The sequence below is a fragment of the Flavobacterium arundinis genome, assembly GCF_038289855.1.
GTDB classification, from domain to species: Bacteria; Bacteroidota; Bacteroidia; order Flavobacteriales; family Flavobacteriaceae; genus Flavobacterium; species Flavobacterium arundinis.
Genome location: NZ_JBBYHR010000002.1, coordinates 458,847 through 484,337, shown reverse-complemented (window position 1 = coordinate 484,337; position 25,491 = coordinate 458,847). Strand labels below are relative to the sequence as shown.

General features: G+C 45.0%; 21 protein-coding genes. 9 read left to right on the top strand and 12 right to left on the bottom strand.

Annotation, left to right across the window (positions count from 1 at the left end; all coding sequences use genetic code 11):
• Positions 1 to 100: 100 nt before the first annotated feature.
• Complete coding sequence (queA, locus tag AAEO56_RS05245; RefSeq protein ID WP_341695973.1) at positions 101 to 1,150, top strand: tRNA preQ1(34) S-adenosylmethionine ribosyltransferase-isomerase QueA; 1,050 nt, start codon at positions 101 to 103, stop codon at positions 1,148 to 1,150.
• A gap of 61 nt (positions 1,151 to 1,211) precedes the next feature.
• Here the strand turns inward: queA and AAEO56_RS05240 are convergent, their stop codons facing one another.
• Entirely contained in the window at positions 1,212 to 1,685 is a 474-nt protein-coding gene (locus tag AAEO56_RS05240; RefSeq protein ID WP_341695972.1) for a hypothetical protein, read from the bottom strand.
• Positions 1,686 to 1,822: 137 nt separating this feature from the next.
• Here AAEO56_RS05240 and kynU point away from each other — a divergent pair, with 137 nt between their 5' ends.
• Both kynU and AAEO56_RS05230 read left to right on the top strand, forming a co-directional pair.
• A complete protein-coding gene (gene kynU, locus AAEO56_RS05235; RefSeq protein ID WP_341695971.1) occupies positions 1,823 to 3,106 on the top strand; it encodes a kynureninase in 1,284 nt (427 codons plus the stop codon).
• A 132-nt stretch (positions 3,107 to 3,238) separates the two neighbouring features.
• Positions 3,239 to 4,057 carry a zinc-dependent peptidase gene (locus AAEO56_RS05230; protein WP_341695970.1) on the top strand — a complete coding sequence of 273 codons (819 nt, stop codon included), beginning with the start codon at positions 3,239 to 3,241 and terminating at the stop codon, positions 4,055 to 4,057.
• A gap of 143 nt (positions 4,058 to 4,200) precedes the next feature.
• Here the strand turns inward: AAEO56_RS05230 and AAEO56_RS05225 are convergent, their stop codons facing one another.
• From AAEO56_RS05225 to AAEO56_RS05205, 5 genes are all read right to left on the bottom strand, one after another.
• The gene (locus AAEO56_RS05225; RefSeq protein ID WP_341695969.1) at positions 4,201 to 4,632 is read right to left on the bottom strand and encodes a VOC family protein; all 432 of its coding nucleotides are present in this window, start codon (positions 4,630 to 4,632) and stop codon (positions 4,201 to 4,203) included.
• 10 nt (positions 4,633 to 4,642) lie between these two features.
• Complete coding sequence (locus tag AAEO56_RS05220; RefSeq protein ID WP_341695968.1) at positions 4,643 to 5,176, bottom strand: SRPBCC family protein; 534 nt, start codon at positions 5,174 to 5,176, stop codon at positions 4,643 to 4,645.
• Positions 5,177 to 5,179: 3 nt separating this feature from the next.
• Positions 5,180 to 5,716: an SRPBCC family protein gene (locus AAEO56_RS05215; RefSeq protein ID WP_341695967.1), complete on the bottom strand. Its 537-nt coding sequence runs from the start codon at positions 5,714 to 5,716 to the stop codon at positions 5,180 to 5,182.
• Positions 5,717 to 5,809: 93 nt separating this feature from the next.
• Positions 5,810 to 6,229, bottom strand: coding sequence for a DoxX family protein (locus tag AAEO56_RS05210; RefSeq protein ID WP_341695966.1), 420 nt, complete (start codon positions 6,227 to 6,229; stop codon positions 5,810 to 5,812).
• Positions 6,230 to 6,293: 64 nt separating this feature from the next.
• A complete protein-coding gene (locus tag AAEO56_RS05205; RefSeq protein ID WP_341695965.1) occupies positions 6,294 to 6,794 on the bottom strand; it encodes a hypothetical protein in 501 nt (166 codons plus the stop codon).
• Between the two features lie 152 nt (positions 6,795 to 6,946).
• On the opposite strand from AAEO56_RS05205, the gene AAEO56_RS05200 reads away from it, so the two are divergent.
• Positions 6,947 to 7,912: a GlxA family transcriptional regulator gene (locus AAEO56_RS05200; protein ID WP_341695964.1), complete on the top strand. Its 966-nt coding sequence runs from the start codon at positions 6,947 to 6,949 to the stop codon at positions 7,910 to 7,912.
• Positions 7,913 to 8,010: 98 nt separating this feature from the next.
• Positions 8,011 to 8,163, top strand: a complete 153-nt coding sequence (locus AAEO56_RS05195; protein ID WP_341695963.1) for a hypothetical protein — start codon at positions 8,011 to 8,013, stop codon at positions 8,161 to 8,163.
• On the opposite strand, the gene AAEO56_RS05190 is transcribed toward AAEO56_RS05195, so the two are convergent.
• The 3 genes from AAEO56_RS05190 to AAEO56_RS05180 form a co-directional block, all read right to left on the bottom strand.
• Positions 8,144 to 8,647: a hypothetical protein gene (locus AAEO56_RS05190; RefSeq protein WP_341695962.1), complete on the bottom strand. Its 504-nt coding sequence runs from the start codon at positions 8,645 to 8,647 to the stop codon at positions 8,144 to 8,146. The genes AAEO56_RS05195 and AAEO56_RS05190 overlap by 20 nt on opposite strands.
• Before the next feature lie 282 nt (positions 8,648 to 8,929).
• Positions 8,930 to 9,625, bottom strand: a complete 696-nt coding sequence (locus AAEO56_RS05185) for a response regulator transcription factor (protein ID WP_341695961.1) — start codon at positions 9,623 to 9,625, stop codon at positions 8,930 to 8,932.
• Positions 9,622 to 10,968 carry a sensor histidine kinase gene (locus AAEO56_RS05180; RefSeq protein ID WP_341695960.1) on the bottom strand — a complete coding sequence of 449 codons (1,347 nt, stop codon included), beginning with the start codon at positions 10,966 to 10,968 and terminating at the stop codon, positions 9,622 to 9,624. The genes AAEO56_RS05185 and AAEO56_RS05180 overlap by 4 nt, the downstream gene beginning before the upstream one ends.
• Before the next feature lie 478 nt (positions 10,969 to 11,446).
• Here AAEO56_RS05180 and AAEO56_RS05175 point away from each other — a divergent pair, with 478 nt between their 5' ends.
• Positions 11,447 to 13,849, top strand: coding sequence for an outer membrane beta-barrel family protein (locus AAEO56_RS05175; protein ID WP_341695959.1), 2,403 nt, complete (start codon positions 11,447 to 11,449; stop codon positions 13,847 to 13,849).
• 128 nt (positions 13,850 to 13,977) lie between these two features.
• Here AAEO56_RS05175 and AAEO56_RS05170 read toward each other — a convergent pair whose 3' ends face one another.
• Complete coding sequence (locus AAEO56_RS05170; protein ID WP_341695958.1) at positions 13,978 to 14,538, bottom strand: dihydrofolate reductase family protein; 561 nt, start codon at positions 14,536 to 14,538, stop codon at positions 13,978 to 13,980.
• Between the two features lie 680 nt (positions 14,539 to 15,218).
• On the opposite strand from AAEO56_RS05170, the gene AAEO56_RS05165 reads away from it, so the two are divergent.
• Positions 15,219 to 18,137 (top strand): T9SS type B sorting domain-containing protein, encoded by a 2,919-nt coding sequence (locus AAEO56_RS05165; RefSeq protein WP_341695957.1) that lies wholly within the window; start codon positions 15,219 to 15,221, stop codon positions 18,135 to 18,137.
• Between the two features lie 158 nt (positions 18,138 to 18,295).
• Here AAEO56_RS05165 and AAEO56_RS05160 read toward each other — a convergent pair whose 3' ends face one another.
• Positions 18,296 to 18,745 carry a thioredoxin family protein gene (locus AAEO56_RS05160; protein ID WP_341695956.1) on the bottom strand — a complete coding sequence of 150 codons (450 nt, stop codon included), beginning with the start codon at positions 18,743 to 18,745 and terminating at the stop codon, positions 18,296 to 18,298.
• A 72-nt stretch (positions 18,746 to 18,817) separates the two neighbouring features.
• A complete protein-coding gene (locus AAEO56_RS05155; RefSeq protein ID WP_341695955.1) occupies positions 18,818 to 21,064 on the bottom strand; it encodes a TonB-dependent receptor in 2,247 nt (748 codons plus the stop codon).
• Positions 21,065 to 21,331: 267 nt separating this feature from the next.
• Here AAEO56_RS05155 and AAEO56_RS05150 point away from each other — a divergent pair, with 267 nt between their 5' ends.
• Both AAEO56_RS05150 and AAEO56_RS05145 read left to right on the top strand, forming a co-directional pair.
• A complete protein-coding gene (locus AAEO56_RS05150; RefSeq protein ID WP_341695954.1) occupies positions 21,332 to 22,417 on the top strand; it encodes an efflux RND transporter periplasmic adaptor subunit in 1,086 nt (361 codons plus the stop codon).
• A complete protein-coding gene (locus AAEO56_RS05145) occupies positions 22,414 to 25,491 on the top strand; it encodes an efflux RND transporter permease subunit (protein WP_341695953.1) in 3,078 nt (1,025 codons plus the stop codon). Before AAEO56_RS05150 ends, AAEO56_RS05145 begins: the two co-directional genes overlap by 4 nt.

Here is a 25,491-nt window from a genome sequence, read left to right as displayed (position 1 = left end):
CACTTGACAACGCCTATCCCGCGATAGTATATTTGCACGCAACTAAGAAATGCCGGGCATGTCAATTAAGGCCGCCCGATACTATAAGAAAGCTACATACATGAAATTATCAAACTTCAATTTCAACCTGCCAAAAGAACTCCTTGCTGAATATCCTGCTGAAAACAGGGACGAAGCGCGCCTTATGGTAATTGACAGGAAAACAAAAAAGATCGAACACAAGCTGTTTAAGGATGTACTGGATTATTTTGATGAAGGAGATGTAATGGTGCTCAACAACACCAAAGTTTTCCCGGCACGCCTTTATGGCAACAAGGAAAAAACAGGTGCAAGGATAGAGGTATTCCTTTTAAGGGAGCTTAACTCCGAGCAGCGCCTTTGGGACGTTTTGGTTGACCCTGCAAGGAAAATACGTATCGGTAACAAGCTGTATTTCGGCGATGACGATTCGCTTGTGGCAGAGGTAATAGACAATACTACATCGCGTGGGCGCACCCTTCGTTTTCTTTACGACGGGTCGTATGAGGAATTCCGTAACAAGCTTACCGAACTGGGCGAAACCCCTATACCCAAATACATCAACCGCGAAGTAGTCCCGGAAGATGCGGAGCGCTACCAAACCATATATGCCAAGGAAGAAGGAGCTGTTGCAGCGCCTACTGCCGGGCTTCACTTCTCTAAACACCTGCTGAAAAGGCTGGAAATTAAAGGGATAGATTTTGCAGAGATAACACTTCACGTGGGCCTTGGTACTTTTAACCCGGTTGAGGTGGAAGACCTTTCGAAACATAAAATGGACTCGGAAGAGCTTATTATAAAGCAGGAAGCCTGCGATATTGTAAACAAGGCAAAACTGAACAAGAAAAAAGTATGTGCTGTGGGTACAACCACTATGCGCGCCATGGAAAGCTCGGTATCATCAGCCAAAACACTTAACCCGTATGTGGGCTGGACCAACAAATTCATCTTCCCACCGTATGACTTCAGCGTGGCCGATTGTATGATAACCAATTTCCATACGCCAAAATCAACCTTGCTTATGATGATCTCTGCCTTTGTCGGGCATGACCTAATGCGTGCTGCCTATGACGAAGCGATCAAGGAAGGCTACCGTTTTTACACGTATGGCGATGCAATGCTAATATTATAATACGCTGTCATATCGAGCGCAGTCGGGATGATAAAATACAATAAGCAGCTTTCGGGCTGCTTTATTTTTTTTCTGATGTTTTTTCGTAGGTCATTATTATTTCCATCCCGTCGCCTTCCTTTCCTGAAAGGACAAGGGCTTTGCCGCTCATGGTCATCATAAAGTCACCTCCATTCATTTGAAGATACTCTACACCTTCTTTTTCAAATATATAGTAATGCCACGACAAGGGTTCTTCATTTTCTTTTCGGAATATCACTTTGATGCCGTCTTCAAAAAATAACTCCTGTTGTTTTGGTTTATTTTTCTTTAATTCTTCAACCATCATTTTTCGAAACGTTTCAGCTTTGTCACCATATTTTTCTTTCATTTTAGGTGAAAGGATAATGTCAGAGGTTTTGTAATTTATGGTCATGCCATTGGCCTCAAAGGCTGTAAGTTTCCATGTGCCTGACAAGTCTTTTTCAGTGATTTTTTGGGCAAATGCCGTGGTCATAAAGACGAATAGCATTAAAGAACAAAAGATCTTTTTCATAAAAATAGTTTGTATATTGTTAGTGAAGCTGTTTTTCTGTTTAAAATTTGCCATAAAACTACTGAAAATTTATGCCCGTTTTTAGTTTGCTGCAAAATGATTAAAATCATTATTTTTACCTCACAAACAAACAACACATGGAATTTCAGAATACACGCGAATTTGCACAGGGGCTTGATGCTGCCGACAAGCTCGCCAAATACAGGGAGGAGTTCCTTTTTCCGCATGTAAATGGCAAACAGGTGATCTATTTTACGGGCAACTCGCTCGGGCTGCAGCCAAAACGTACCAAAGCCTATGTAGACGAGGTTATGGACGACTGGGCAAAACTGGCGGTGGAAGGCCACTTCTATGCCGACAAGCCATGGTGGGACTATCACGAGCGCTTTGCCGCCCCGCTAGGCCGTATCGTTGGGGCGCTGCCTTCGGAAGTGACCGTAATGAACACCCTTACTGTAAACCTGCATTTATTGATGGTGACGTTTTACCAGCCGACGGCAAAACGCTTTAAGATCATTTGCGAGGAGAAGGCATTCCCAAGTGACCAGTACATGATAAAAAGCCAGGTACGCTTTCACGGCCTTGAACCCGACACCACAATTGTCGAAATAAAGCGCAGGGAAGGGGAGCATAATATACGCCTGGAAGATGTACTTGCTAAAATAAATGAAGTAGGCGATGAGCTTGCCCTTGTACTGATAGGTGGTGTAAATTACTATACCGGCCAGGTGTTCGATATGAAGACCATTACCAAAGCAGGCCAGGATGCCGGTGCTTATGTGGGGTGGGACCTTGCGCACGCCGCAGGAAACATTAAGCTCGAATTGCACGAATGGAACGTCGACTTCGCAGCGTGGTGCAGCTACAAATACATGAACTCAGGACCGGGAAATGCCTCGGGAGCCTTTGTGCACGAAATGCACCACAACGACCTTGACTTGCCGCGCTTTGCGGGATGGTGGGGCCACAATAAAGAGCGCCGTTTTTTGATGGAGCCGAATTTCGACCCGGTGCGTGGCGCCAACGGATGGCAAATAAGCAACCTTCCGGTATTGTCGCTGGCTCCGTATTTAGCTTCTGTAGAGATGTTCGACGAGGTAGGGATGGATGCCCTTATCAAAAAGAGGGACTGCATTACATCCTATCTTGAATTCATCCTACATGAAATAGACAAGGAGGTCGACAGCACTTTCGAGATTATAACGCCTTCCGATCCTGCCGAAAGGGCCTGCCAGCTATCGGTATTCCTGCACGGTGAGGGAAGGAGCCTTTTCGAATACCTGATGAAGAACGGCGTAATAACCGACTGGCGCGAACCTAATGTGATCCGCCTTGCCCCGGTGCCACTATACTGCTCGTTTGAGGATATGTACGAGTTCGGGCAGGTACTGAAACAGGGCATACTGTCGCATAAGAAATAATATCGTAATGCAGAGAAGCATTGGATGCATCTCGCATAAACTTGAGAACAATAAAAGAGACGTATCCAATGCGTCTCTTTTTTATATCAACCCATTTCCTTATTTTGCGGGGAATCTATCCGCCATTAACCCATGGAATTATTTTTCGATACCTTATTTCTGATTTTTATACTGCTCCTGGTAATTTGGGCGCTGTATTTCATTTTCACCAATATCATCGAATCGGCATGGATGATCGTTTTCGACAGGCCGCTTTACGTGCACTTTTATCCTTTTCCAAAGGAACTGCCTTCCCATAGCCGGAAAGTGCTCGAAGACAACTTCAGCTTTTACAGAAATTTATCCGAAAGGCGCAAGAAGTTTTTCAGCCACCGCATCTACAATTTTATAAAGAAGTACCGCTTTTTAGGCAGGGGAGGACTGGAGGTTTCCGATGACATGCAATTGAAGATTGCGGCAACATGGGTAATGCTCACTTTCGGGATGCGAAAATACCTGACCTCCGTCTTTAACACGATCATTATATTCCCGGACATATTCGAATCCCAGAATGGCAACTGGCATAAAGGTGAATTCAATCCTGCGGGAAGGGTAGTCGTATTCTCGTGGAAGCATTTTGCAGAAGGAATAGCATTTGACACGGACAACCTGAACCTTGGGCTGCATGAATTCGCCCATGTGCTCCATGTCGATTCGGTAGGTATACGCCGGCCGGGTGCTTCGGGTATTATTTATAAAGATATGTTCGGCAAAGTGCTCGAATATCTGGACAATCCAAACAACAGGCAAAATCTGCTTGCCGCCAATTATTTCAGGGACTATGCCTATACCAACAGTCTAGAGTTTATGGCCGTAGTACTCGAATACTTTTTCGAAACGCCGCGTGAGTTCGAGCAAAAGCTCCCCGAACTGTATGGAATGGTGAAGAAGATGATCAATTACCGTGAATAGTTTTCAGTCGCAGTCGCAGTTTTTAGTGAAGCAGAGTTCGTGTCATTTCCACCGAAGCGCAGCGAAGTGGAGAAATCTCAATTAAGGTCACTTTGGTTTCCGGCAATCGGTACTGAAAACTGCGACTGTGACTGAAAACCAGATTACATTTTACTATAATCCTGCGTGCTGAAACTGATCATCCACTGGATGCCATACTTGTCAAAAAAGCTGCCGAAATAATCGCCCCAGAACATATCTTCCATAGGCATGGTCACTTTTCCGCCTTCCGAAAGCCCGTTGAATATGCGGTCGGCTTCCTCGCGGCTGTCCATATGGACGCAAAGCGATACGCTGGTGCCATTCACGACCTGTTCCATGGACTTCGGAACATCGGTGCCCATGATAACACTGCTGCCTACGGGTAACGCAATGTGCATGATGCCATCTTTCTCATCTTCAGGCATATGCTCGCAGCCTTCGGTATCCCGAAAGCGCATCACCATCGCAAATTCCCCGCCCAAGACCGATCTGTAAAAAGTAAAGACTTCTTCTGTGTTCCCGTTAAAATTCAGGTACGGATTGATAAATTTCATAATTAAATATTTAGTTTGTTTGTTTGCTCTCAAGGATGTTTTTCAGGTTGCCAAGGCTAGTACCAATGTCTTTAGCAAGCGCGCCTTTCATCATGGCGGTCATCAGGTTCAACGGATAATTGCTTTTGCCTGTCAGTCCCCAGATGACTTTGGAGCTGTGCTCGCTCATCGTTTCGGTAACCATATAGGTATGCGATACCGCTTTGAACGGCCTCACAAAACGGATCTTTGCCGTGATGCGCTCACCCTCGGCAATACCCGTAATTTCCTGCTCGCCTTCCTCGGCCTGTTTGTTACCGTTCCAGGCGTAAATAAAGCCTACAGTCCCATCGGAGCCGGTAAATGTTTTCTTCATACCGGGGTCGGTCATGACCCACTTGCTGTATCTGTCCTGGTTTTTGATCATCTTTATATAGTCAAAAACTTCTTCCTTGGGTTTATTAATAACGATCTCGTTTTCAACCCCATAATTTTTAGGGATGAAAAGCGCTATCACCAAAGGAAGAACAAAAATGATCACTATAATAGCTATAGCTATATTCATAGGTTATTTGCTTTCAAGGTTTTTCTTCATGTTATCCAGTCCTGTCTGAAGGTCATTTCCCATCATGCCGCTCATCGTCGCAGTCATAACATTCATAGGGTACTTACTTTTGCCGGTGATACCCCATTTTACCTTAGTGCTGCCCTCTCCTTCGTCTTCAGTTGTCATATAAGCCTCCATAGTGTTTTCCATGGGCCTTTTCATACGGATCTCCATATCGATACGGCTTCCTTCGTCGATGCCCTTGATCTCCTGGGCTCCGGCACCTACATCACTATTTCCGTCCCACGTATTTATAAAGCCGATGGTTCCGTCTGTACCCGTGAAGGTTTGCTTTTTGTTAGGGTCTTTCATGTTCCATACGCTGTAAGTATCCTGATTCTTAATGTGCTTTATATAGTAAAAGACTTCTGCTTTCGGCTTATTGATAACAACTTCACGCTCTATTGTAAAGTCTTTTTTAATGAATAGCCCTGCAATAAGCAGAATCGCAATAATGCCGAGCAATACGAATAAAGTCCATTTTAAAAATTTCATCATTTTTTGTTTTATGGTTTGTTTCTGGTAAAGCCGCACTTTCCCTTTGGCATCACCGCCAAAAAATCAACTGTCTTATTTTGAGTGTTTTAAATATTAGTAATCTGCGTGCTCTTTTTTGCGGAACAGTATTGCGTCAACTGAGTATTTTCCGCTACCAAGGAAGAACAGCACTACAGCCAGAATCATGTATACGAAGGAAAGCTCTTTTACCATGAATTCGTCAGCGGCATGAACTACAAAGAAAGCGACCACCATAGTAATGAGCATCGGAATAACCGACAAACGCGTAAGAAAGCCCAGCAGGATAAAGATGCCGCATATAAGCTCTCCGAATATTGCAAGTGAAAGCGAAACATCATTGCCAAGACCAATAGGGTTAAAGTCGGTAACGTACTGATCGTAGTTTTGCATCTTTGGCAATCCGTGCATGATCATTAATCCGCCTGAAAGGGCTCTCAATAGTAAAGCTGCAAGGTTTTTTTGTAACGGTTCAGGGCCTAAAAATCGTTTCATAATGTAATTGGTTTTAAGTGTTGTATAGTAAATATATTGATTTTTATAACCCGTATTACTATCCCTACATGTATTTCATGGCATCATAGCCCAACAGCCTTCGCCATAAAGCAATTTGCCCTATACAGTTGGCCTCCCGGTAGATGACGAATGAGATAAATTCAAACCGTGTCATTTCCATTCCAGGCATTACTATCTTGCTGTCCAGCTTTGCAGCATCGGCATTGATGAGCGCTTCCCTTGCAATGGGCGTTATCTTTTTCCAGTCGGCTTTAAATTGTTCTAATGAAGGATATCCAACACCCTCCTGTATCCCTTTATTATGCTCAAAAAGTTCGCCTGACTGCTGCTTATGGCTTTCTCCGGTAAGGTCGTTTGCCAACTCATAGCGTTGCTGCACAAGGCTGCCCGCGAGCCACGCCACATGGTTGGCTTTAGTATTCATCCGGTTTTGCGCATCGGTGTCCGAAATGCCTTCAAGGGCACGTATAAAAAAGTCGGTCTGCCAGTCAAAGAGCACTAAATAGGAAGATGACCTGCCGTCTTTTGTTGCTGTTGTTTCCATAGTTATTTAACATTTTGGTTAAGGATGTTTCCGTTCCGAATGTCTTTTACAAATGTATAGTAAGTATTCTCTACGGATGCTGTGCTAAAAAGTCATCGTTAGGGGGTGTTTAAGACAAAAACAATTATATTTGTTATCCAAGACATTTCACCATGAAATTAGGAATAGTACTGACCAAAGACCACCGCCTCCTGAGCGTAGCGGCACTGCTTGATGTTTTTGAGACCGCCAATCGTTTTTATGTGGAAGATAATCAACCGCCGCCATTTGCCATCGACCTGCTCCATTTGCCGGAACATGAATGCATTTCTTTTCCCGGGCAAATGGCAGTACAGGCAGGCAGGGATACTACTTACGACCTGCTGCTTATCCCTTCGTTTAAGCATGACGGGATAGGGGAGTCGCTACGTGCGAACATGGGCTGGGTGCCGTGGCTGCAAAACCAGTATAAGCAGGGCGCTGCAATAGCCAGCTTCTGTACAGGGGCCTTTGTGCTTGCGGCAACGGGGCTGCTCGACAACAAACCTGCTACGACCCATATCAACGCTGAAGCCGCTTTCGCCAAATTGTTCCCGTTAGTACAACTCCAGGCCGAAGCTGTCGTAACCGAACAGGACCGTATTTACACGAGTGGGGGAGCAACCAATACGTTCCACCTGCTTATGCTGCTGCTCGAAGTATATTGCAGCCGCAAAATGGCCGTCCGGGCAGCGAAGGTCTTTTCCATCGACCTTGACCGCAACAGGCAGACGTATTTCGGGACATTCACACCCTCTGAAGACCATGGTGACGAACTTGTCAAACAGGCGCAGAACGAAATAAAGAAGAAATTCAGTACGGCCAACACCATAGAAGAGCTGATTACCGATGTGCCCGCCAGCCGCCGCAACCTCGTGCGCCGTTTTAAGCAGGTAACGGGCATAACCCCTATTGAATACCTCCAGAAAACCCGCATTGAGGCCGCCAAGCAAATGCTCGAACAATCGCGTCACAGCATCCTCGAAGTAATGCTGGAGTCGGGCTACAACGACCTGAAGACATTCCGTTCCCTATTCAAAAAGAATGTGGGTATGACCCCGAAAATGTACAGGGAAAAGTTTAGCGGGCAGATGGTTTAAGAGGAGACTGTTAAATCGACCTGTATTTAGATATGTATAATTAACCCTGACTTAGAGGTTTTTTATTATATTTACTGTAATAATAAATTTAAATAATAATGGGAGATAATAATCAGCAATCAGGCGATTCAGCAGGTGGACAATCGCAAGAACAGCAAGGTTCTGGAAGTCAAAATGTACCTCAAAGAGATACTTCTATTTACCATACTAGAACTGAAGATCAAAGTGGAACTATAACAAAAAGAGGTTAATACATACTGGAATAAATCCACCAAGTAGGATAAAAATAGCAGCCTTATAAGCAAATACCCTTTTGCTATGTGATGATGTGTTCCTTTCTATATCTCTTTCGATACAGAATATTCTGTTTCTAAGGATTGACTCTTCATGCATTGTATCTTCAAAAAGCAGCATTGAAGGGGTAGTTCCCTTAAGATATACCCGATAGGGATATACCACATATAAAAGAAAGAGTAATGATATAAATAAACTACACGAGTAAATAACAGAACTTTGATATAGTAATCCTAGGCGAGTACTAATAAATTCATTTATAGAAAATCCAACTAATGATGTAAATATTACTATGTTGATTTGAAATATATTTGTTGCTTTGTTTATAATAATAGATGAAGATTCAACTTGATTTGACAAAAAGCACTCTGCTTCTTCTTTTAAAACGAGCAAGGCCGCTTTGTCCATTCTTCCCAAAATATCTAATTTAGATTCCTCCATAACAACAATTTAAGGATTTTGTTTTTAGGCAAATATACAACTGTAATGAATATATTCGTCTTGGATAACAAAATGAAGAATTATTCGATTCCCCGCTCCGCAAAGTCTCTGACTTTGAGGAAGCGATGGCATGTCTCTGACATGCAAGAGAAAGGTCGGAGACCTTTAAACACCTGCGCAAAGTCAGAGACTTTGCGCAGCGAGAGCCGCTCAATCGGCATGAGTGTTACGTACCGTCACCCTCTCCTTGGGATAGGGCCGGGGTGAGGACTATCGAATAATCTATTCTTTCACCATAAATTCCAATCCCAGCCCTCTATACCCCGTTATCGATATCGAAGCATCTTCACTAAAATACTTTCGCAGCCTGCTGATGAACACGTCCATACTCCGGCCCGAAAAGAAATCATCACTGCCCCATACTTCCAATAATATATCTTCGCGCTTCAGCATCCTGTTCCTGTTGTCAAACAAGTAGCGGATGAGGTGCGCCTCCTTTTCAGTAAGGCGGTGCAGGGTGTCTTTTATCGAAAGGGTGTAATTCGTCCCATCAAAATTATAGCTGCCGATAGCGGTTTTTATTTCCGGCTGTTCTGTTTGCAGTGTTGCTGAACGCTGTGTTCTTTTCAGGATATTGGTAATTCGCAATACAAGTTCATCGGCTTCAAAAGGCTTTACGACATAGTCATCCGCTCCTAGCTTCAGGCCTTTTATCTTGTCTTCCTTCATGCCTTTGGCGGTAAGGAAAACAACTGGCGTCTCAGGGTAATCGGCAATTATTTTTTCGGCAAGAGTAAAGCCGTCCATTTTGGGCATCATTACATCAAAAACGCAAATATCAGGTTTCGCTTCCGGGTACAGCGATAAGGCATCCGCGCCGTCTTTGGCCCAAGTTACTTTAAAACCGGATATTTCGAGGTACTGCCGCAAGATGCTGGCGTAATCAAAATCGTCTTCTGCCAAAAGGATATGCTTCATAAATTTGGCATTAAAATGATGAATGATGATCCGGTGCCATTGCCGCTTTCGATCACGATATTGCCCTTGTAGGCCGCGATTATCTGCTTCACGTAATACAACCCGAGGCCAAGCCCTTTTGTAGTGTGGATGTTGCCTTTCTCTACGCGGTAGAATTTATCAAAGATCAGCTTATGCTCTTTTTCGGCGATACCCATACCATTATCGGTTACGGTTATTATTGTGTCTTTTTCCGTTTCAGATAATGCAATGCGTATCGTGTCAGCACCATATTTCACGGCGTTGTCAAGCAAGTTCGCAAATACCGTCCCCAAATGGAACTTATCCATATAAATAACGGTGGCATTGGTTTCGCACTCGATAGTTATCTCGGGATGGGAAAGCGCAAAGTCGCTTATCATTTCCTGTACCTCTTTACAGCTTATCGGTTGTGCCTGTGCGGTATCTATCCCCACTGTTAGCGATGCTTCGGTCACCTGCGCAAATAATTTCTGCATACGCCTGTTCTGCCTTTCGATAATGGAAATAGAATTGCCAAACTGCTCTTCAGTAAGCGCGCTGTCCTTTTTTTGAAGCATCTTCACGGCTATGTCCAGCGCCCCGAGCGGTGTCTGGAATTCGTGCGTAATATTGTTGATGAAGTCGGTTTTGATGTCAGCTATTTTTTTCTGTGTAATGAGGTTCTTTATCGAAAGGTAGAACAGTGCGACCACAAAAGCCAGCAGCAGTACCGAGAATATCAGGAGTCCTGACATCCGTGCGAACACCTGCTTTTCCCAGTTGGCTATGCTGTAATAGCGCGTGGTCACTACTTCAAAAGCATTTTGCGGCAGGTTGGTCGCCGCATCCCGTGTGGCGTCGCGCCAGGTAGATTGTGATGCTTTGGTCTGGACTTCATTTTCGACATTAGTGCCGTAAAGGAGCATTTTTCCTGTGAAAATGGTGTCGGCTGTCCGGGCAGTGTCTTTGCAAACAAGCGCTGAGGTAACGTAGTTGGTATACGTCACATTATAATTATCGAAAGCCGGGTCTTTATCGATGCATAGCTGTACTTCATTAGAAAGTGAGTCGGACATTCCCTGCATGACCTTTGGATAATCGGCGCGCGAAACCTTGCCTTCAGTATAGTCCTTCATGAACTGCTGCGTTTTGCTCATCCATTTATAGTTGATGGTGTCAAGCTTCCCTGTAGTTTCCAGCTTCAGCAGTTCCTGGGTTATTTCCGTGTTGGCCTCCTTCGCATAAAGCTTGTAGGTATTATAAATGAAATACCCCTGTATGGGTGCAAGCGCTGCCACAGTAATAATGCATCCGGCAATCAGGAAATAGATCTTTCGCTTCATAATCGATAAGGCTGTAACTGCAAAGCTACTTTTTTAAACCATTCTGTATTTAAAAATCTTACCTGTTAACCGAGCATTAACTGAAAAATTGAAATTCCAAAAGATCAAATCCCAAATAATAAACCGTGCACCCCTCAAAAATCAATTCAATACTTTTAACATGTCGTTCCTCTGGAACTCATGAGTGCGTCGGCTGTTGTTGGCTATAAATATGTCGTCCCTCCGGGACTCATCAGTGGCAGCCCCGGCGGGGCGATATGTTTATAGAGTAATAATAATGACGGCTGTGAACTCCGGAGGAGTGGCATATAAATTCTTTCAATATATTGGATATTTATATTTTAAACATTGGATATTGCTGTGCCGCAACCCACAACCCACAACCCACAACTCCATACCCATTAACCTCCCATTAACCCAGCATTAACCTCCCCATTCATTGCGTTTTCAGAGATTTGCAGCAAACCAATTATCATCCATGAGTTCATCATCAATCATCAAAATTTTATTTGCGTTAGTTTTCCCGATCATCTGCTCCGCCCAATCAGCGGGGCTTTCGGGTAAAGTTTACGATTCATCAAATCAGCCACTGGCATTCGCCGATGCCGTTGTGCTCAACGTGCCCGATTCCACAGCCTACAAAGCTACTTATACTGATGAGGCCGGTCGCTTCGAATTTAAGGATATGGCGCATGGCAATTACCTTCTGAAAATAAGCACTATCGGGTATGCCGATTATTATAAATCCTTTTCACTGACAGAAAACACCGTACTGCCCAACATCATACTTAAAGAAACTGCTACCGAGCTCGGCGCTGTAGTAATCAATTCCAAAAGGCCTATAGTGAACCGCAAGATAGACCGCCTCGAATTTGATGTGGAAAATTCCATACTTTCCTCTGACAATGCCTGGGAGATCCTGCGGAAAACCCCCGGAGTGAGCGTAACATCAGGCGGTATTTCGATACGCGGAAGCAATAGTATTTTGGTAACCATAAATGACAAGAAAGTCTATCTCACCGGAACCGAGCTTAAGAACCTGCTGGAAAATACCGATGGCGATAACATTAAATCGGTCGAAGTTATCACTACGCCACCGGCCAAATATGAGGCACAGGGCAGCGCGGTACTTAATATAAAAATGAAAAAGAGCACCAACGAAGGCTACAAAGGCTCTGTGTCCGGTGCCTACGAACAAAGTATGTACCCAAAAGGCGTGGTATCCAGCAACCATTACTACAAAGGGAACCGCCTTTCGGCCTATGGTGGCTACATGTTCGGGTCCGGGCACTACTATGGCAGGAACTATGCAACGGTTAAATATAAGGATGAGAACGGCGATGTGAACTCTGTTTGGAACATCAGGGAGCAGGCCTTTTATAACGCCACCTCACAAAACAGCTTTAACCTGAACATGGAATACCAGATTGATAGCCTTAATACCGTAGCTTTGGGTGGCAACAGTTTTTTCAGCCTGAAAAGCACGGCAAACATTGATACCCCAACATATATCTACGATGGCAACGGTGTACTCGATTCACTATACACTGCCAAAAACCACCGCGATTACCCGCAGAAGAACAATACCCTTAACGGCTCGTTCGAGCATAAGTTCCGCAAAGGCAAGCTTATATTCATGTCCGATTATACCTGGCATTATTTCAACCAGTCGCAGGACGTGAACACGCTTTTTTCGCTGCCCGGCGAAGCGCCCTATCGCTCGCAGCTGCTTGCCAGCGATGACAACCGCCGCATCAGCCTTTTTTCGGCGCAGGCCGATTATACCGGTACGGCAGGCAAGTACAATTTTGAGAGTGGGTTGCGATACGGAAATGTAGATGCACAAAACAATTTTGACTACGACCAGCAGATCAATGGCCAGCCTGTTACGATCGACGGCCTTTCGAATGAGTTCCTTTACGACGAATCTGTTTTTGCAGGCTACGCAGGGCTCGACAGGGAGTTTGGTAAATGGGGGCTTAAAGCAGGGTTACGAGGGGAATATACCTCCCTGGAAGGCAATTCGGTTACCACTGCCGAGGTGAACAGGCAGGAGTATTTTAAGCTGTTCCCAACGCTTTACGCACTTTACAAGGCTTCAGACAACCACCAGATAGGGATATCGTATGGTAAGCGCATCAGCAGGCCGCCATATTCCTACCTCAATCCGTTCCGGCTATACAGTACGCCTTATGCCTATGTAACGGGCGACCCAAGATTACAGCCAGCCATCACGCACAATTTCAGCCTGCTTTACACGCTGAAGAACAGGCACAATTTCGACCTGTATTACCGCTATGAAAAAGACCCGGCGCTCGAAGTGATGATACAGGACTATGCAACCAATACCATTATAAGCAAGGTGACCAATATTGACCATAATTTTGTTGCCGGGCTTGATTTTAATACTAATGTGGAGCTAAAGCCATGGTGGCAAACGGGTGTACAGATAAGCACGATGTATAAGGAAGATACTTTTCAGGGCGCGGACGGCAGCCTGTACATCAATAATATCGTAAGCTTCTTTGGTTACATGAACCACCGCTTTACCCTCGACAAGAAAAAAACATGGAGTGCCGAAACCGGATTTTATTACGCTTCTCCCGGTGTTTCAGGAGCGTTTACATTTGGGGATATGTCCAGCCTGTCGGCCAGCTTCAGGAAAACGTTCCTGAAAGAAAAAGCAGAACTCTCATTCATCTTCTCCGATATTTACAGGGGCGAAAAACAAACCACAACGGTACGTTATGCCAACCAGGACAGGAAAGCCTATTCTTATAATGACACACAGAATTTCCGTATCCAGTTCCGCTACCGTTTCGGTAACCAGAAGCTGGGCGATAAGCAGAGGCAGGATGCCGATGAGAAGAACAGGTTGTAGCTTTGGAACACCGATGACGCGGATCGGGCGGATTTACACGGATTTCTATTCAAAATCACTTCGTGTTATCGTAGTAGAGGCGTTGCACTGCAACGTCTCATATTATGATTGTATAAAGTCACTTTGTATCAACCCTTCATATACCGTAGCGCCACATGCCCTGATTTAAAAACCTTTGATCCGGCAAGCTTTAATTGCGACTGTTCGGGCAGGTTTATACCATCGAAAAGCCTCCTTCCTTCTCCCGCAATAACGGGATGAACGACAACATGATACTCATCTATCAGCCCAAGCTGCAGGAGTTGCGATGGAACGTCAACGCCACCGGTCACGATAGCTTTGCCTTCTTCCTGCTTCAGCTTGAGTATTTCTTCCCGCAGGTTTGTACGGATGATCGCTGTTTTATTTCCCTCAGCTTTCTCTAGCGTCTTTGAGACTACTACGATCTTGTTTACAGCATCGAATGCTTTGGCAAAGTCATCTAAAGCTGTTGTGGGGGAAGAAGGGTTTTTTGCCACATCGGGCCAAAAAGGCACCATGAGTTCGTAGGTCTTGCGCCCATAGAGAAGCACGTCTGCTTCCCGGAGCAATTGGGTAAAATACTCATGTACTTCTTCATTGGCATTTCCTTTGGTGTGGTCGCAGCACCCATCCAGGGTTGTGTTGATACCGAAGATTAGTTTTCTCATGTTTTTTGTTTTAGCCGCAAGGCGTTTCCCTGCTTTTACAAAAATAAATGACTTTATGTGCGTAAAAGACACGGTAAAACGACAACTTAAGGTGGGTTTTGCGACAAAATTAATGGCTCTGTATGATTTCGTCGAAATATTGTTGCTACTGGCATACGCGGACCAATCAGGACAGGATAGCATATTTTTATGGTTACACCTGGATTTTTCCATACAGTTTCGCGACCGCTCAGTATCTAAATACTGCGTGAAAAATAGTGGAAGGATGCCGATCAGAAGCAATGAATGTAGTTTCATGTTACAACCACGGGCCATACTATTTGTATGTGTTGTAGTGGTTAAAAAATCCCGGCATGCAGCTACATCATTCCTGTATAAAGATCACCTATAAGTAATTTTATTCGTTAGCTTCTTTCAGGGCCAAAAGGGCAAATTCTCAAGAATCCACTTAGAAAACGATGTAATTATAAGAAAATTCTTTAACGAAAACGTTTACACTACCTTAACATTACTACATCAAAGCTTAAAATCACCTACACATACAGCGTCAAATGAATATTTGCAGCAATCAGCATGCAGGCTATTCGGGTTAAAAACGGAGTTGTATAGTTTTTATATCACTAAAGTTAAATAAATGTGAAAAACAAGAGTATTTTTGTAGTCTACAATTTTTTAAAATTATGAAAAAAGGATTACGATACTTATTCGGAAAAACACATTTCTTATTCTTCCTGCTGATAATAGGGAGCGCTGACATGAGCGCCCAGATATTGACGAATGGTAATTTTGAAAACGGAGGAAGCGGTGTTGGTTTTTTTGTACATGATTACACCCTTATCAACCCGGTTAACGGAACGAGTAATCCCGGCTTTTATGCAAGGACTACCGATCCTGCTCTCATGAACTCCACATACATTAGCGGAGGCGACCATACTACCGGTACGGGCAGGATGCTTGTTTTTGACGGATCGTCTTTGGCGAACAGGTACTTCTGGACAACAGGGGATACCGGTGGCGCTATCGGCGGCTTTACGGCAGGTACAACTTACACCTTCAGCTTCTGGATAAAATCGGTTTCAAACGCTGTTACTACAGATGAAGCTACAAGGGCCAGCATCGGGATTTTCATTGTAAATGGAAACAATATGAATCCGGCCAACCCGAACTTTTTGGCGCCTCTGCCATCTGAAGGATGGGTAAACATACAATATTCGTTTGTGGCTACGGCCAACAATGCAATGGTGCGCTTAAAGACCAACAATGCAGGCCCGGTAGGTAACGATTTTGCCGTAGATGATTTTTCAATAACGGTGGGAGCCCTGCCATTTGTAGGTTCATACGCTTCGGTTAATCCAACCTGTCCTACTGGAAATGACGGCTCTATTACTGTCAACCTTACAGGCGGAACACTGCCTTATACGGCGTACAGCCTTACAGGCACTGCTACCCAGACAAATAATTCAGGAATATTTAATGGCCTTGGTGAAGGCACGTATAATGTGAGCGTTTCAGATGCAGCAGGCCATACGTATACCCAGACAGGCATTGTACTGGAAGCGCCTAACAACTTAGTGCTGAGTGCACCGGTAACGGCATGCCCCGGCGACACTACACCGTTAACCGTATCGGGAGGGACAGGTGCTTACACCTGGACAGCGAGCCCGGCAGACAGTTCCATCACAAACCCAAATAGCGCTACGCAAAACGTAAGCCCTTTGGTAACTACAACCTACACGGTTACATCGGGAACGGCTTCTGCCCCGGTAAACCTTATCCAAAATAGCGATTTCTCTTTGGGGAATGCTGCCTATGTAACGGAATACCTCCAGGTAGCTGATCCTAACCCGTTTGGGGTCCAGACTTCTTATAATATTGTAACTAATCCAAATGCATGGTTTACCGCTTTTTCTTCTTGTGGCGATAATACATCGGGCAGTGGCAATATGATGGTTTTTGACGGTGCGACCAATTCAGATGCGAATGTTATCGCGTGGAGCAACCAAAACCCGATCACAGTAACTCCTAATACCGATTATACTTTTACTTATCATGTGGCTTCGGTATCTGCAGATAGCCCTGCAAGGCTGGAAGTGACCATCAATGGTGTTTCGCAGGGAACACCTGTAACGGCGCCGGGCACACCTTGTTTATGGAACGAGGTTTCGTATAATTGGAACTCAGGCTCCAACACTACAGTCAACTTTGCTATCTATGACAAGAATGTTGCTGACTACGGTAATGACTTTGCGCTCGATGATATTACATTCAGCGAAGCTATTACCTGCCTGTATCAAAAATCGGTAACGGTAACGGTAGCTCCGGGAGTAACGCCTGCATTCAACGCAGTTGCACCAATTTGCGCCGGCGAATCCCTGGCAGCACTGCCTACTACTTCTACCAATGCAATTACCGGAACATGGTCGCCTGCTTTAGACAATACTGCTACAACAACCTATACCTTTACTCCTGATGCGGGGCAGTGTGCATCAACAGCAACCCTTACCATAACGGTAAACGATCCTGTAACACCTACTTTTGCAGCAGTTGCCCCGATCTGTTCGGGGGAGACATTAGCGGCATTGCCTGTAACTTCTATCGAAGGAGTTACCGGAACATGGTCGCCTGCGCTTAACAATACTGCCACAACAACCTATACCTTTACCGCTGCTGCAGGGCAATGTGCTTCGAATGCTACCCTGACGATCACGGTAAATAACCCTGTCACGCCTACTTTTGCCGCTGTTGCCCCGATATGTTCAGGTGAAACATTAGCTGCATTACCAGTAACTTCTATCGAAGGGGTTACCGGAACGTGGTCGCCTGCACTTAACAATACTGCAACCACGACCTATACCTTTACGCCGGCAGCCGGGCAGTGCGCTTCAAACGCGACTCTGACAATAACCGTAAACCAGCCTGTAGTACCTGCATTTGCAGCAGTTGACCCTATTTGCGCGGGTGAAACTTTAACTGCGTTGCCAACGACTTCCAATGAAGGTTTTACCGGAACATGGTCGCCTGCATTAGACAACAATGCGACAACAACCTATACTTTTACGCCTGACGCAGGGCAGTGTGCTACTGCTACCACGCTAACTATAACAGTAAATGAACTTCCTGAATTTACGATTTCCGAAGGTTGCGAAGGAAACAGCTACACATTGGTTGCTGTTCAGGGTGATGCTTCAAATTCAGTATATGCATGGTATAATGCCGGAGGTACTCAGATAGGAAGCGGGTCTTCTGTTGTTGTTACTGCTCCCGGAGTATATGAGCTTATGGTAACAAAAGGAGGCTGTAGCAGTAACGATACCATTAACGTGCTTTCAACAACGTGTTTCGGGGAGATCCAAAGAGGAATTTCGCCAAATAATGACGGCCTTAATGATTATTTCGATCTTGAAGCTTTCGATGTTGCGCAGTTACAAATATTTAACCGCTACGGAATGAATGTGTATTCTAAATCGAATTATCAGAATGAGTGGTACGGCCAAAGCGATAGTGGCAACGAATTGCCGGATGGTACGTACTTTTATGTAATTGATTTTGCCGATTCAACAAGTAAAACAGGCTGGATCTATAGCAATAGGCAGCATTAAGATACAAATCCGGTTGAAAGTTGAAGCGCTGGCGGATACAATACCGACTATAAAAAAAATGCCACATTTAGCAAACGCTGAATGTGGCATTTTTTTATTTCCTGCGTTGCCCGATAAAACAAGCGGATGATAATGTGCTCACCGTTAAGAATACGAAACTACTGTTTAGACAACAACTCCTTCAGCTGTTCCGCTTCAAGCAATCCGTTATAATTACCGATAAATGTATAATTGCTATCAAGCAGCACCCAGGTCGGGTAGCCATCCTTCGGATTGGCCATAGCAGCAGCAAGGCTCTGCATTCCTCCTGTCCCATTCCCTAAAAACTGGTATTCGCGGTTGTTGAAGAAAATGGTTTTTTTTGATTCGGCATCCAGTTCAAGAAAGTAGCAATTATCGGCGAGGAGCTGTTGCAGTTCCTTGTTGTTTTCTATCTTCTTGTCCTGTATTTTACAAACGGAGCACCATGTAGTATAAACTTTTATTAGTATAGGCCTTGGCTCGTCAGCCAGTTTTTGCGGCAGCGATTCAAAAGTGACTGTATAACTTTTTTGGCTGTAGCCAATAGTCACCGAGAAAAGGAGTATTAGGGATGTAATGGTTTTCATTGAATATTGAGAATGCAGATATTTTACTATCCTGCGAAGTTTAATAATAAATAATAAATACAAAATAAAAAATCAGAAAAAATTATACCGCACCCCCAGGAACACCCTCCCTCCCTGCATCGAAGCATAGTTATAGCTCGGGTCGAAGGTATAGCCATTTGGGTTGTTTACAGGGTCATTTACATTTTTATCAAAGGGATCGAACGGCCGCAAGATCGGGTCTTTCGGCACAAAGTCAAACAGGTTCTTTACGCCTCCGTAAAATTCCAGCCCGTAGTCAAATTTTTTGGTCACCTGCACATTAGCGATACAAAACCAAGGTGAATATTCCGGCCTGTAATCGTTCGGCAATATCGGCAGGCGCATCGGGCCATACCAGTTGCCGGTCAGGTCAATGCTTACTCCTTTAGGAAATGTATAAGTGGATATAAAGTTCCCCGACCATCTCGGTGCGTGTAGCTGTTGGCTTCGTTCCTCCCCATTGCCTTTGTCCTCTATTTGAAAAACATCCATGTACGATATCCCTGCCATCACCTTTAGCGGAAAGATAAATGTCAGGTCGGTGTTGAGGGAAACGCCCTGCGATATCGCATGTCCTTTCAAATTGTCGTAAATAATCTTGTTTGGGTCGGTATCAAAGTCGCCCACGATCTTATTGGTAAAATAGGAATAGAACCCGGTAATATCGAACCCTAGGAAAAAATCTTCCGTAGGTATTTTCAGTACGTAATTCAGGTTTCCGTTATACGATTTTTCCGGGTTGAGCTTTTCGGCGATTACGACTTCGCGGGCACCGGTCAGGGCGGCATGATCTTCGGTAAACAGGTTCACGACCCGGAATCCCGTCCCAAAACTGGCGCGTATCGTGTTGTTGGCATTAGGCGAAAATTTATAGGCAGCCCTTGGCGAATGCACCCCGCCATGGTTCTTGTCATAATCAAACCGATAGCCGGCCAGCAGCTTGTGTCTGTCATTAAGCCTCCATTCGTCCTGGATAAAAAGGCCGGGCAGGGGAGTACGCTGCGGTTTGTTGCCGGTGCCGTCTGCCGATGCTGTGGCAGGCGTGTTGTCGTCATATTCGGTGTACCGAAACGCCCCACCCAGTAAAAAAGTGTGCTTCTCGCCAAACTGCTTGTCCCAGTACGTTTGCAGGAACGCTACCTGCTGCGTAGCCATATAGGGTGTAAAGCCGTAATACGAGTTTTGGTCATGCCAGTTGTAGGAGAACTGTGTAAATATCCGCTCTGTGGTTGGCAATTGATAAAGGCCTATCATTTCGGCGCGTTTGGTGTAAATGCTTTCCCCATAAATGCTGTCACTGCCCCTCCATTTTTTGCTCCAGTTAAGTTCACCGCCCCAGCGATCCTCGTACACATAACGTCCCGCAAGGCTGAACACGCGGTTTTCCAGCCTGTCGAAATTCCATTTGTTGAAGATGGAGATACGGTTCTGCTGCGTCACATCGGTAAAGTTGTCGCCATTCTTGTCGGCCTTGTGGTTGTAGTTGAAATAATTCATGCCGAATAATGATGTCGCTTTGCCCGCACTTATCTTCACCGCGCCATCCATGCTGAGTTCGCCCCAACTTGTCACAAAGGTATCGGCGCTTATGATTGGTGCTTTCGTCGGTGACTTAGTAATCACGTTGATGATGCCGCCCATTGCCTCCGACCCATATAATGATGATGCCGGGCCTTTCACGATCTCTATACGCTCCACAATGCTGTTGGGTATGCCGCTGAGGCCGTACACGGTGGATAGGGCACTCACTATCGGCATACCGTCAATAAGTATCATGGTATAAGGGCCTTCCATCCCGTTGATGTGGATGTCGCCCGTGTTGCACACATTGCAATTGAGCTGGGGCTGCACGCCGTTTATCATCCCTACGGCTTCAAAAAGGCTGGCTGTCGGGTTCTTTTTAAACAGCTTTGGTGTAATGATTTCAACAGGTATCGGGCTTTCGCTGCGGCTCACTTCCTTCATGGTGCCGGTTATCACGACTTCTTCGAGCGCCAGGTTATCTTCTTCCAAAACAATATTTAAGGTTATTGCTTCAGGCTTATCGACTGTTATTTTTTTATGAATAGTTTTAAACCCGACAGAACTAAATATGATTTCATAACTTCCATAAGGAATGTTCTTTATAAAATAATTGCCATCTGTATCTGCTGCGAGGCTGTACCCAATGGGTGAGACAATAATAGCAGCAGCGGGCACACTTTCCCGGCCGTCAGTTATTTTCCCGGAGATATTCCCGATTTGTGCATGTAGTGAAATTGCTGTAAACAAAAGGATAATCTGAATGTAAATTTTCATTAGCTAAACTTATAATTAGAATCACAAAATTATAAATTTAGTTTAGACTAAAAATTATTTACAAATAATTTAATATTTTATTTTAGGTGTATTCTAATAGTATTTATTTATAGGGCTAAAATCGATTGGTTTGCAGGTCTTTAAACATTAGTTAATAGTAATTTTAACTAGCTATGTAAGAAAATATATCTAAATAATGTGTTAAAGTAAAAGAGTTAGGAAATATAAACTGTTAGTTTTGTCCTTACACATTACGCTACTATATTTATGAAGGTCAAATATATTGTCTATACACTTATTATACTGGGCATTGGTGCCCTCGTTTATTACAGGATTTCCGAAAATAATGAAAAAAAAGCCGAAGCCTCAGGAGGCGGCGGAGGAAAAGGCGGTAAAAAACCGCCAATGGCTGTAAACGGTATTGTCGCAGCACCCGAAGATTTTTCCAGCACAATTTCGCTTTCCGGTTCAATTGAGGCCAATGAGCAGATAGAACTGCGCACCGAGGTATCCGGTATTGCGGAAAAGATATACTTTGAGGAAGGCGCTAAAGTCTCGAAAGGACAGGTGCTATTAAAAATAAACGATGTGGAACTCAGGGCACAGTCAGGTGCAGCTATGACAAGGCAAAACCTGGCATCTGAAAATGAAAGGCGTGCCAAATTGCTGTTGCAGAAAGAAGCCATAAGCCAGGAAGAATATGACATCGCCAGCGCCGACTTCAAGACGGCCCAGGCCCAGACACAACTTATAAATGCTCAGATAGCCAAGACATCCATCAGGGCACCGTTCTCTGGTACTGTGGGATTGAGGAGTATTTCACCGGGAACGTATGTAACCCCCGAAACACTGATCGCCCGCCTGGTAAACAGCAGCCAGATCAAGATAACCTTTTCTATTCCCGAAAAATATGCCTCGCAGATTAAGGTAAATTCCAAAGTTACCTTTACCGTTGCCGGCACCAACGATGTCTTTAATGCAACAATCTATGCATTGGAGCCTGCCGTTGAAGAAGCCACGCGCACCTTAAATGTAAGGGCGCTGGCACAAAACCCTAACGGAAGGCTTATTCCGGGCACATTTGCCAATGTCGCACTGCCTCTGGAAAAAATTGAAGGCGCGTTCATAATCCCTACCGAGGCCATTGTACCGGTACAGGGTGGCAAGAAAGTTTTCATATCCGAAAACGGCAAGGCCAAAGAAGTCATGGTAAAAACCGCCACCCGTACCGATAAGGATATTGTAGTATTGTCAGGGCTTAAAGCAGGCGATACCGTGCTGACCACAGGTGTACTTACCCTTAAGAAAGAAACCCCGGTTAAAGTGAAGGTAACCCCTAAAACTAAATCATGAGCCTATCCACGCTAAGTATAAAACGGCCGGTACTCACCATTGTGATGAATATAGCCATCATCCTTTTCGGGATCATTGGCTATACATTTCTGGGTGTAAGGGAATTCCCGTCTATCGACCCGGCACAAATATCGGTGCGTACCAGTTATGCCGGCGCCAATGCCGATATTATAGAGTCACAGATCACAGAACCATTAGAGAAAGCAATCAATGCTATAGATGGTATCCGTAATATAACGTCATCGAGTAACCAGGGCTCGAGCAACATTACCATAGAGTTCGAACTGGAAAAAAATCTTGAGGAAGCTGCCAACGACGTACGGGACAAAGTTTCGCAGGCCGTGCGGAGCCTTCCGCAGGATATTGATGCGCCGCCGGTGGTATCTAAAGCTGATGCCGACTCGGAGCCTATCATTACTATGACAGTACAGAGCGCATCAAGGAATCCGCTGGATCTTAGCGATTATGCCGAAAATGTAATTGCAGAAAGGCTACAGACGATTCCCGGGGTGAGCAGTGTACAGATATGGGGTCAAAAACGCTATGCCATGAGGCTGTGGATAGACCCGGTAAAGCTGAATTCGTATGGCGTAACCGTATCTGATGTGCGCACTGCACTCGAAAGCCAGAACGTGGAGCTTCCGTCAGGTAAGCTTACGGGCGCCAATACCGAACTTACTGTTAAAACGCTGGGCAACCTGGCAACACCGGAAGAATTCAACAATATTATTATAAAGTCTGAAGGGGAAAAAATCGTGAAGATGAGCGATGTGGGAAGGGCAGAACTCGGCCCGGAAAACCTCGAAACCAAAATGACCGACAACGGCAAGCAGGTAGTGGGCCTCGCCATCATTCCGCAGCCGGGTACCAACTATATCGACATTTCGGATGCTTTTTATGAGCAATACGACCAGATGAAAAAAGAGCTTCCGGAAGACCTTACGCTGAATGTAGTTATAGACAACACGATATTCATTAAAAAATCAGTGCTCGAAGTAGCCGAAACACTGGGTATTTCAATCGTCTTGGTAACGCTTATCATTTACCTTTTCTTCAGGGACTGGGCTATAGCGCTCCGTCCGCTGCTCGACATACCGGTGTCGCTTATCGCAACCTTCTTTATTATGTACATCGCAGGGTTTTCGATAAACGTACTGACACTGCTTGCCATCGTATTGGCAACCGGCCTTGTAGTAGATGACGGTATCGTAGTCACAGAAAATATATTTAAGAAAGTAGAGGAAGGCATGAGCCCGATAGAAGCGGCTATGAAAGGTGCTAACGAAATTTTCTTCGCGGTAATTTCCATCTCAATAACGCTTGCCGCGGTATTCCTCCCGGTGATTTTCCTAGAAGGTTTCGTGGGCAGGCTGTTTCGGGAGTTTGGGGTCGTCATTGCTTCGGCAGTACTGATTTCGGCATTCGTATCGCTCACGCTTACCCCCATGCTAAATGCTTACCTGATAAAAGGCGGCGTACACAAAAAATCAAAATTCTACGATTATACCGAGAAGTATTTTGTAAAGATGAATAAAGGCTATGCCGATTCCCTTGCTGGATTTATGAAAAGAAAATGGATCAGCTTTCCAATATTGGTGGTCTGTATTGGGCTCATAGCCTTGTTCTATACCACTATACAGAAAGAGACAGCCCCTTACGATGACCGTAGTTTTGTAGGGATGAACATAACAGCACCAGAAGGTGCATCCTATGACTATATGGACCGCTTTATGCAGGAAATGGAACAGCTTATCAACGATTCTGTTCCCGAAAAAAAGGCGAGTCTTGTCATTACATCGCCGGGATTCGGTTCTTCGTCTGTCAATAGCGGCCGGGTCCGTATTGCCCTGGTCGAACCTGACGAAAGGGAGCGTTCGCAGAAAGAAATCGCCGCCGACCTTACGAAATGGACCAAACGCTATTCGGAAGCGCGTACCTCCGTGTCGGAACAGCCTACTATTGCTGTAAACCGCCGGGGAGGCTTCCCGATACAATACATTATACAGGCGCCGAACTTTGAAATGCTTCAAAAGAAAATACCTGAATTTATGGATGAGGTAGGCAAAGACCCAACCTTCGCTATGACCGATGTAAACCTGAAATTTAATAAGCCGGAGATCAATGTGAGCATTGACCGCGAAAAGGCGCAAAGCCTCGGGGTGTCGCTGCTGGATGTGGCGCAGACACTGCAATTGTCGCTCAGTGGGCAGCGTTTCGGGTATTTTATGATGAATGGCAAGCAGTACCAGGTAATGGGGCAGTTTGATAAGCAGGACCGCGAAGCGCCGCTTGACCTTACCTCGATGTTCGTGAAAAGCGATAAAGGTGAGCTTATACAGCTTGACAATATTGTTTCGGTAGATGAGCAGAGCAGCCCACCGCAGCTCTACCATAACAACCGCTATATGTCGGCAACCGTTTCGGCAGGCCTTACGCCCGGTATGAGTATCAGTGATGGTATCGACGCGATGGAACGCGCCAAAGCAAAAGTGCTTGACGATACGTTTACTACCGACCTTGGCGGGGAATCGCGTGACTTTGTGGAAAGTTCCAGTAATACGCTGTTTGCATTCGGATTAGCGCTATTGCTCATTTATCTGATACTGGCTGGACAGTTTGAGAGCTTTATCGATCCGTTTATCATTATCCTTACGGTACCGATGGCCGTAGCAGGAGCATTGCTTTCGCTGTGGCTATTTGGCCAGACGTGGAATATTTTCAGCCAAATAGGCACTATCATGCTTATCGGGCTCGTGACGAAGAACGGTATTTTGATAGTGGAATTTGCCAACCAGCTTCGCGAAGAAGGCAAACCGAAATACGAAGCCATTATGGAAGCTGCTGAATCGCGCCTTCGCCCAATATTGATGACGAGCCTTGCCATTGCGTTGGGTGCGTTGCCTATCGCATTGTCGCTTGGGGCGGCTTCTACAAGCCGTATCGGTATGGGTGTGGTGATTGTTGGCGGTACGATTTTCTCGTTGGTACTGACGCTGTTTATCATCCCGGCAATTTATTTTATGTGGTCGCGCCCTAAAAAGCACCGCCCTGAATTTGATAACATAGAAGAGTAA

Coding starts and splice junctions, on each gene's coding strand:
- queA (WP_341695973.1), top strand. CDS start 101: ATGAAATTATCAAACTTCAATTTCAACCTGCCAAAAGAACTCCTTGCT.
- AAEO56_RS05240 (WP_341695972.1), bottom strand. CDS start 1,685: ATGAAAAAGATCTTTTGTTCTTTAATGCTATTCGTCTTTATGACCACG.
- kynU (WP_341695971.1), top strand. CDS start 1,823: ATGGAATTTCAGAATACACGCGAATTTGCACAGGGGCTTGATGCTGCC.
- AAEO56_RS05230 (WP_341695970.1), top strand. CDS start 3,239: ATGGAATTATTTTTCGATACCTTATTTCTGATTTTTATACTGCTCCTG.
- AAEO56_RS05225 (WP_341695969.1), bottom strand. CDS start 4,632: ATGAAATTTATCAATCCGTACCTGAATTTTAACGGGAACACAGAAGAA.
- AAEO56_RS05220 (WP_341695968.1), bottom strand. CDS start 5,176: ATGAATATAGCTATAGCTATTATAGTGATCATTTTTGTTCTTCCTTTG.
- AAEO56_RS05215 (WP_341695967.1), bottom strand. CDS start 5,716: ATGATGAAATTTTTAAAATGGACTTTATTCGTATTGCTCGGCATTATT.
- AAEO56_RS05210 (WP_341695966.1), bottom strand. CDS start 6,229: ATGAAACGATTTTTAGGCCCTGAACCGTTACAAAAAAACCTTGCAGCT.
- AAEO56_RS05205 (WP_341695965.1), bottom strand. CDS start 6,794: ATGGAAACAACAGCAACAAAAGACGGCAGGTCATCTTCCTATTTAGTG.
- AAEO56_RS05200 (WP_341695964.1), top strand. CDS start 6,947: ATGAAATTAGGAATAGTACTGACCAAAGACCACCGCCTCCTGAGCGTA.
- AAEO56_RS05195 (WP_341695963.1), top strand. CDS start 8,011: ATGGGAGATAATAATCAGCAATCAGGCGATTCAGCAGGTGGACAATCG.
- AAEO56_RS05190 (WP_341695962.1), bottom strand. CDS start 8,647: ATGGAGGAATCTAAATTAGATATTTTGGGAAGAATGGACAAAGCGGCC.
- AAEO56_RS05185 (WP_341695961.1), bottom strand. CDS start 9,625: ATGAAGCATATCCTTTTGGCAGAAGACGATTTTGATTACGCCAGCATC.
- AAEO56_RS05180 (WP_341695960.1), bottom strand. CDS start 10,968: ATGAAGCGAAAGATCTATTTCCTGATTGCCGGATGCATTATTACTGTG.
- AAEO56_RS05175 (WP_341695959.1), top strand. CDS start 11,447: ATGAGTTCATCATCAATCATCAAAATTTTATTTGCGTTAGTTTTCCCG.
- AAEO56_RS05170 (WP_341695958.1), bottom strand. CDS start 14,538: ATGAGAAAACTAATCTTCGGTATCAACACAACCCTGGATGGGTGCTGC.
- AAEO56_RS05165 (WP_341695957.1), top strand. CDS start 15,219: ATGAAAAAAGGATTACGATACTTATTCGGAAAAACACATTTCTTATTC.
- AAEO56_RS05160 (WP_341695956.1), bottom strand. CDS start 18,745: ATGAAAACCATTACATCCCTAATACTCCTTTTCTCGGTGACTATTGGC.
- AAEO56_RS05155 (WP_341695955.1), bottom strand. CDS start 21,064: ATGAAAATTTACATTCAGATTATCCTTTTGTTTACAGCAATTTCACTA.
- AAEO56_RS05150 (WP_341695954.1), top strand. CDS start 21,332: ATGAAGGTCAAATATATTGTCTATACACTTATTATACTGGGCATTGGT.
- AAEO56_RS05145 (WP_341695953.1), top strand. CDS start 22,414: ATGAGCCTATCCACGCTAAGTATAAAACGGCCGGTACTCACCATTGTG.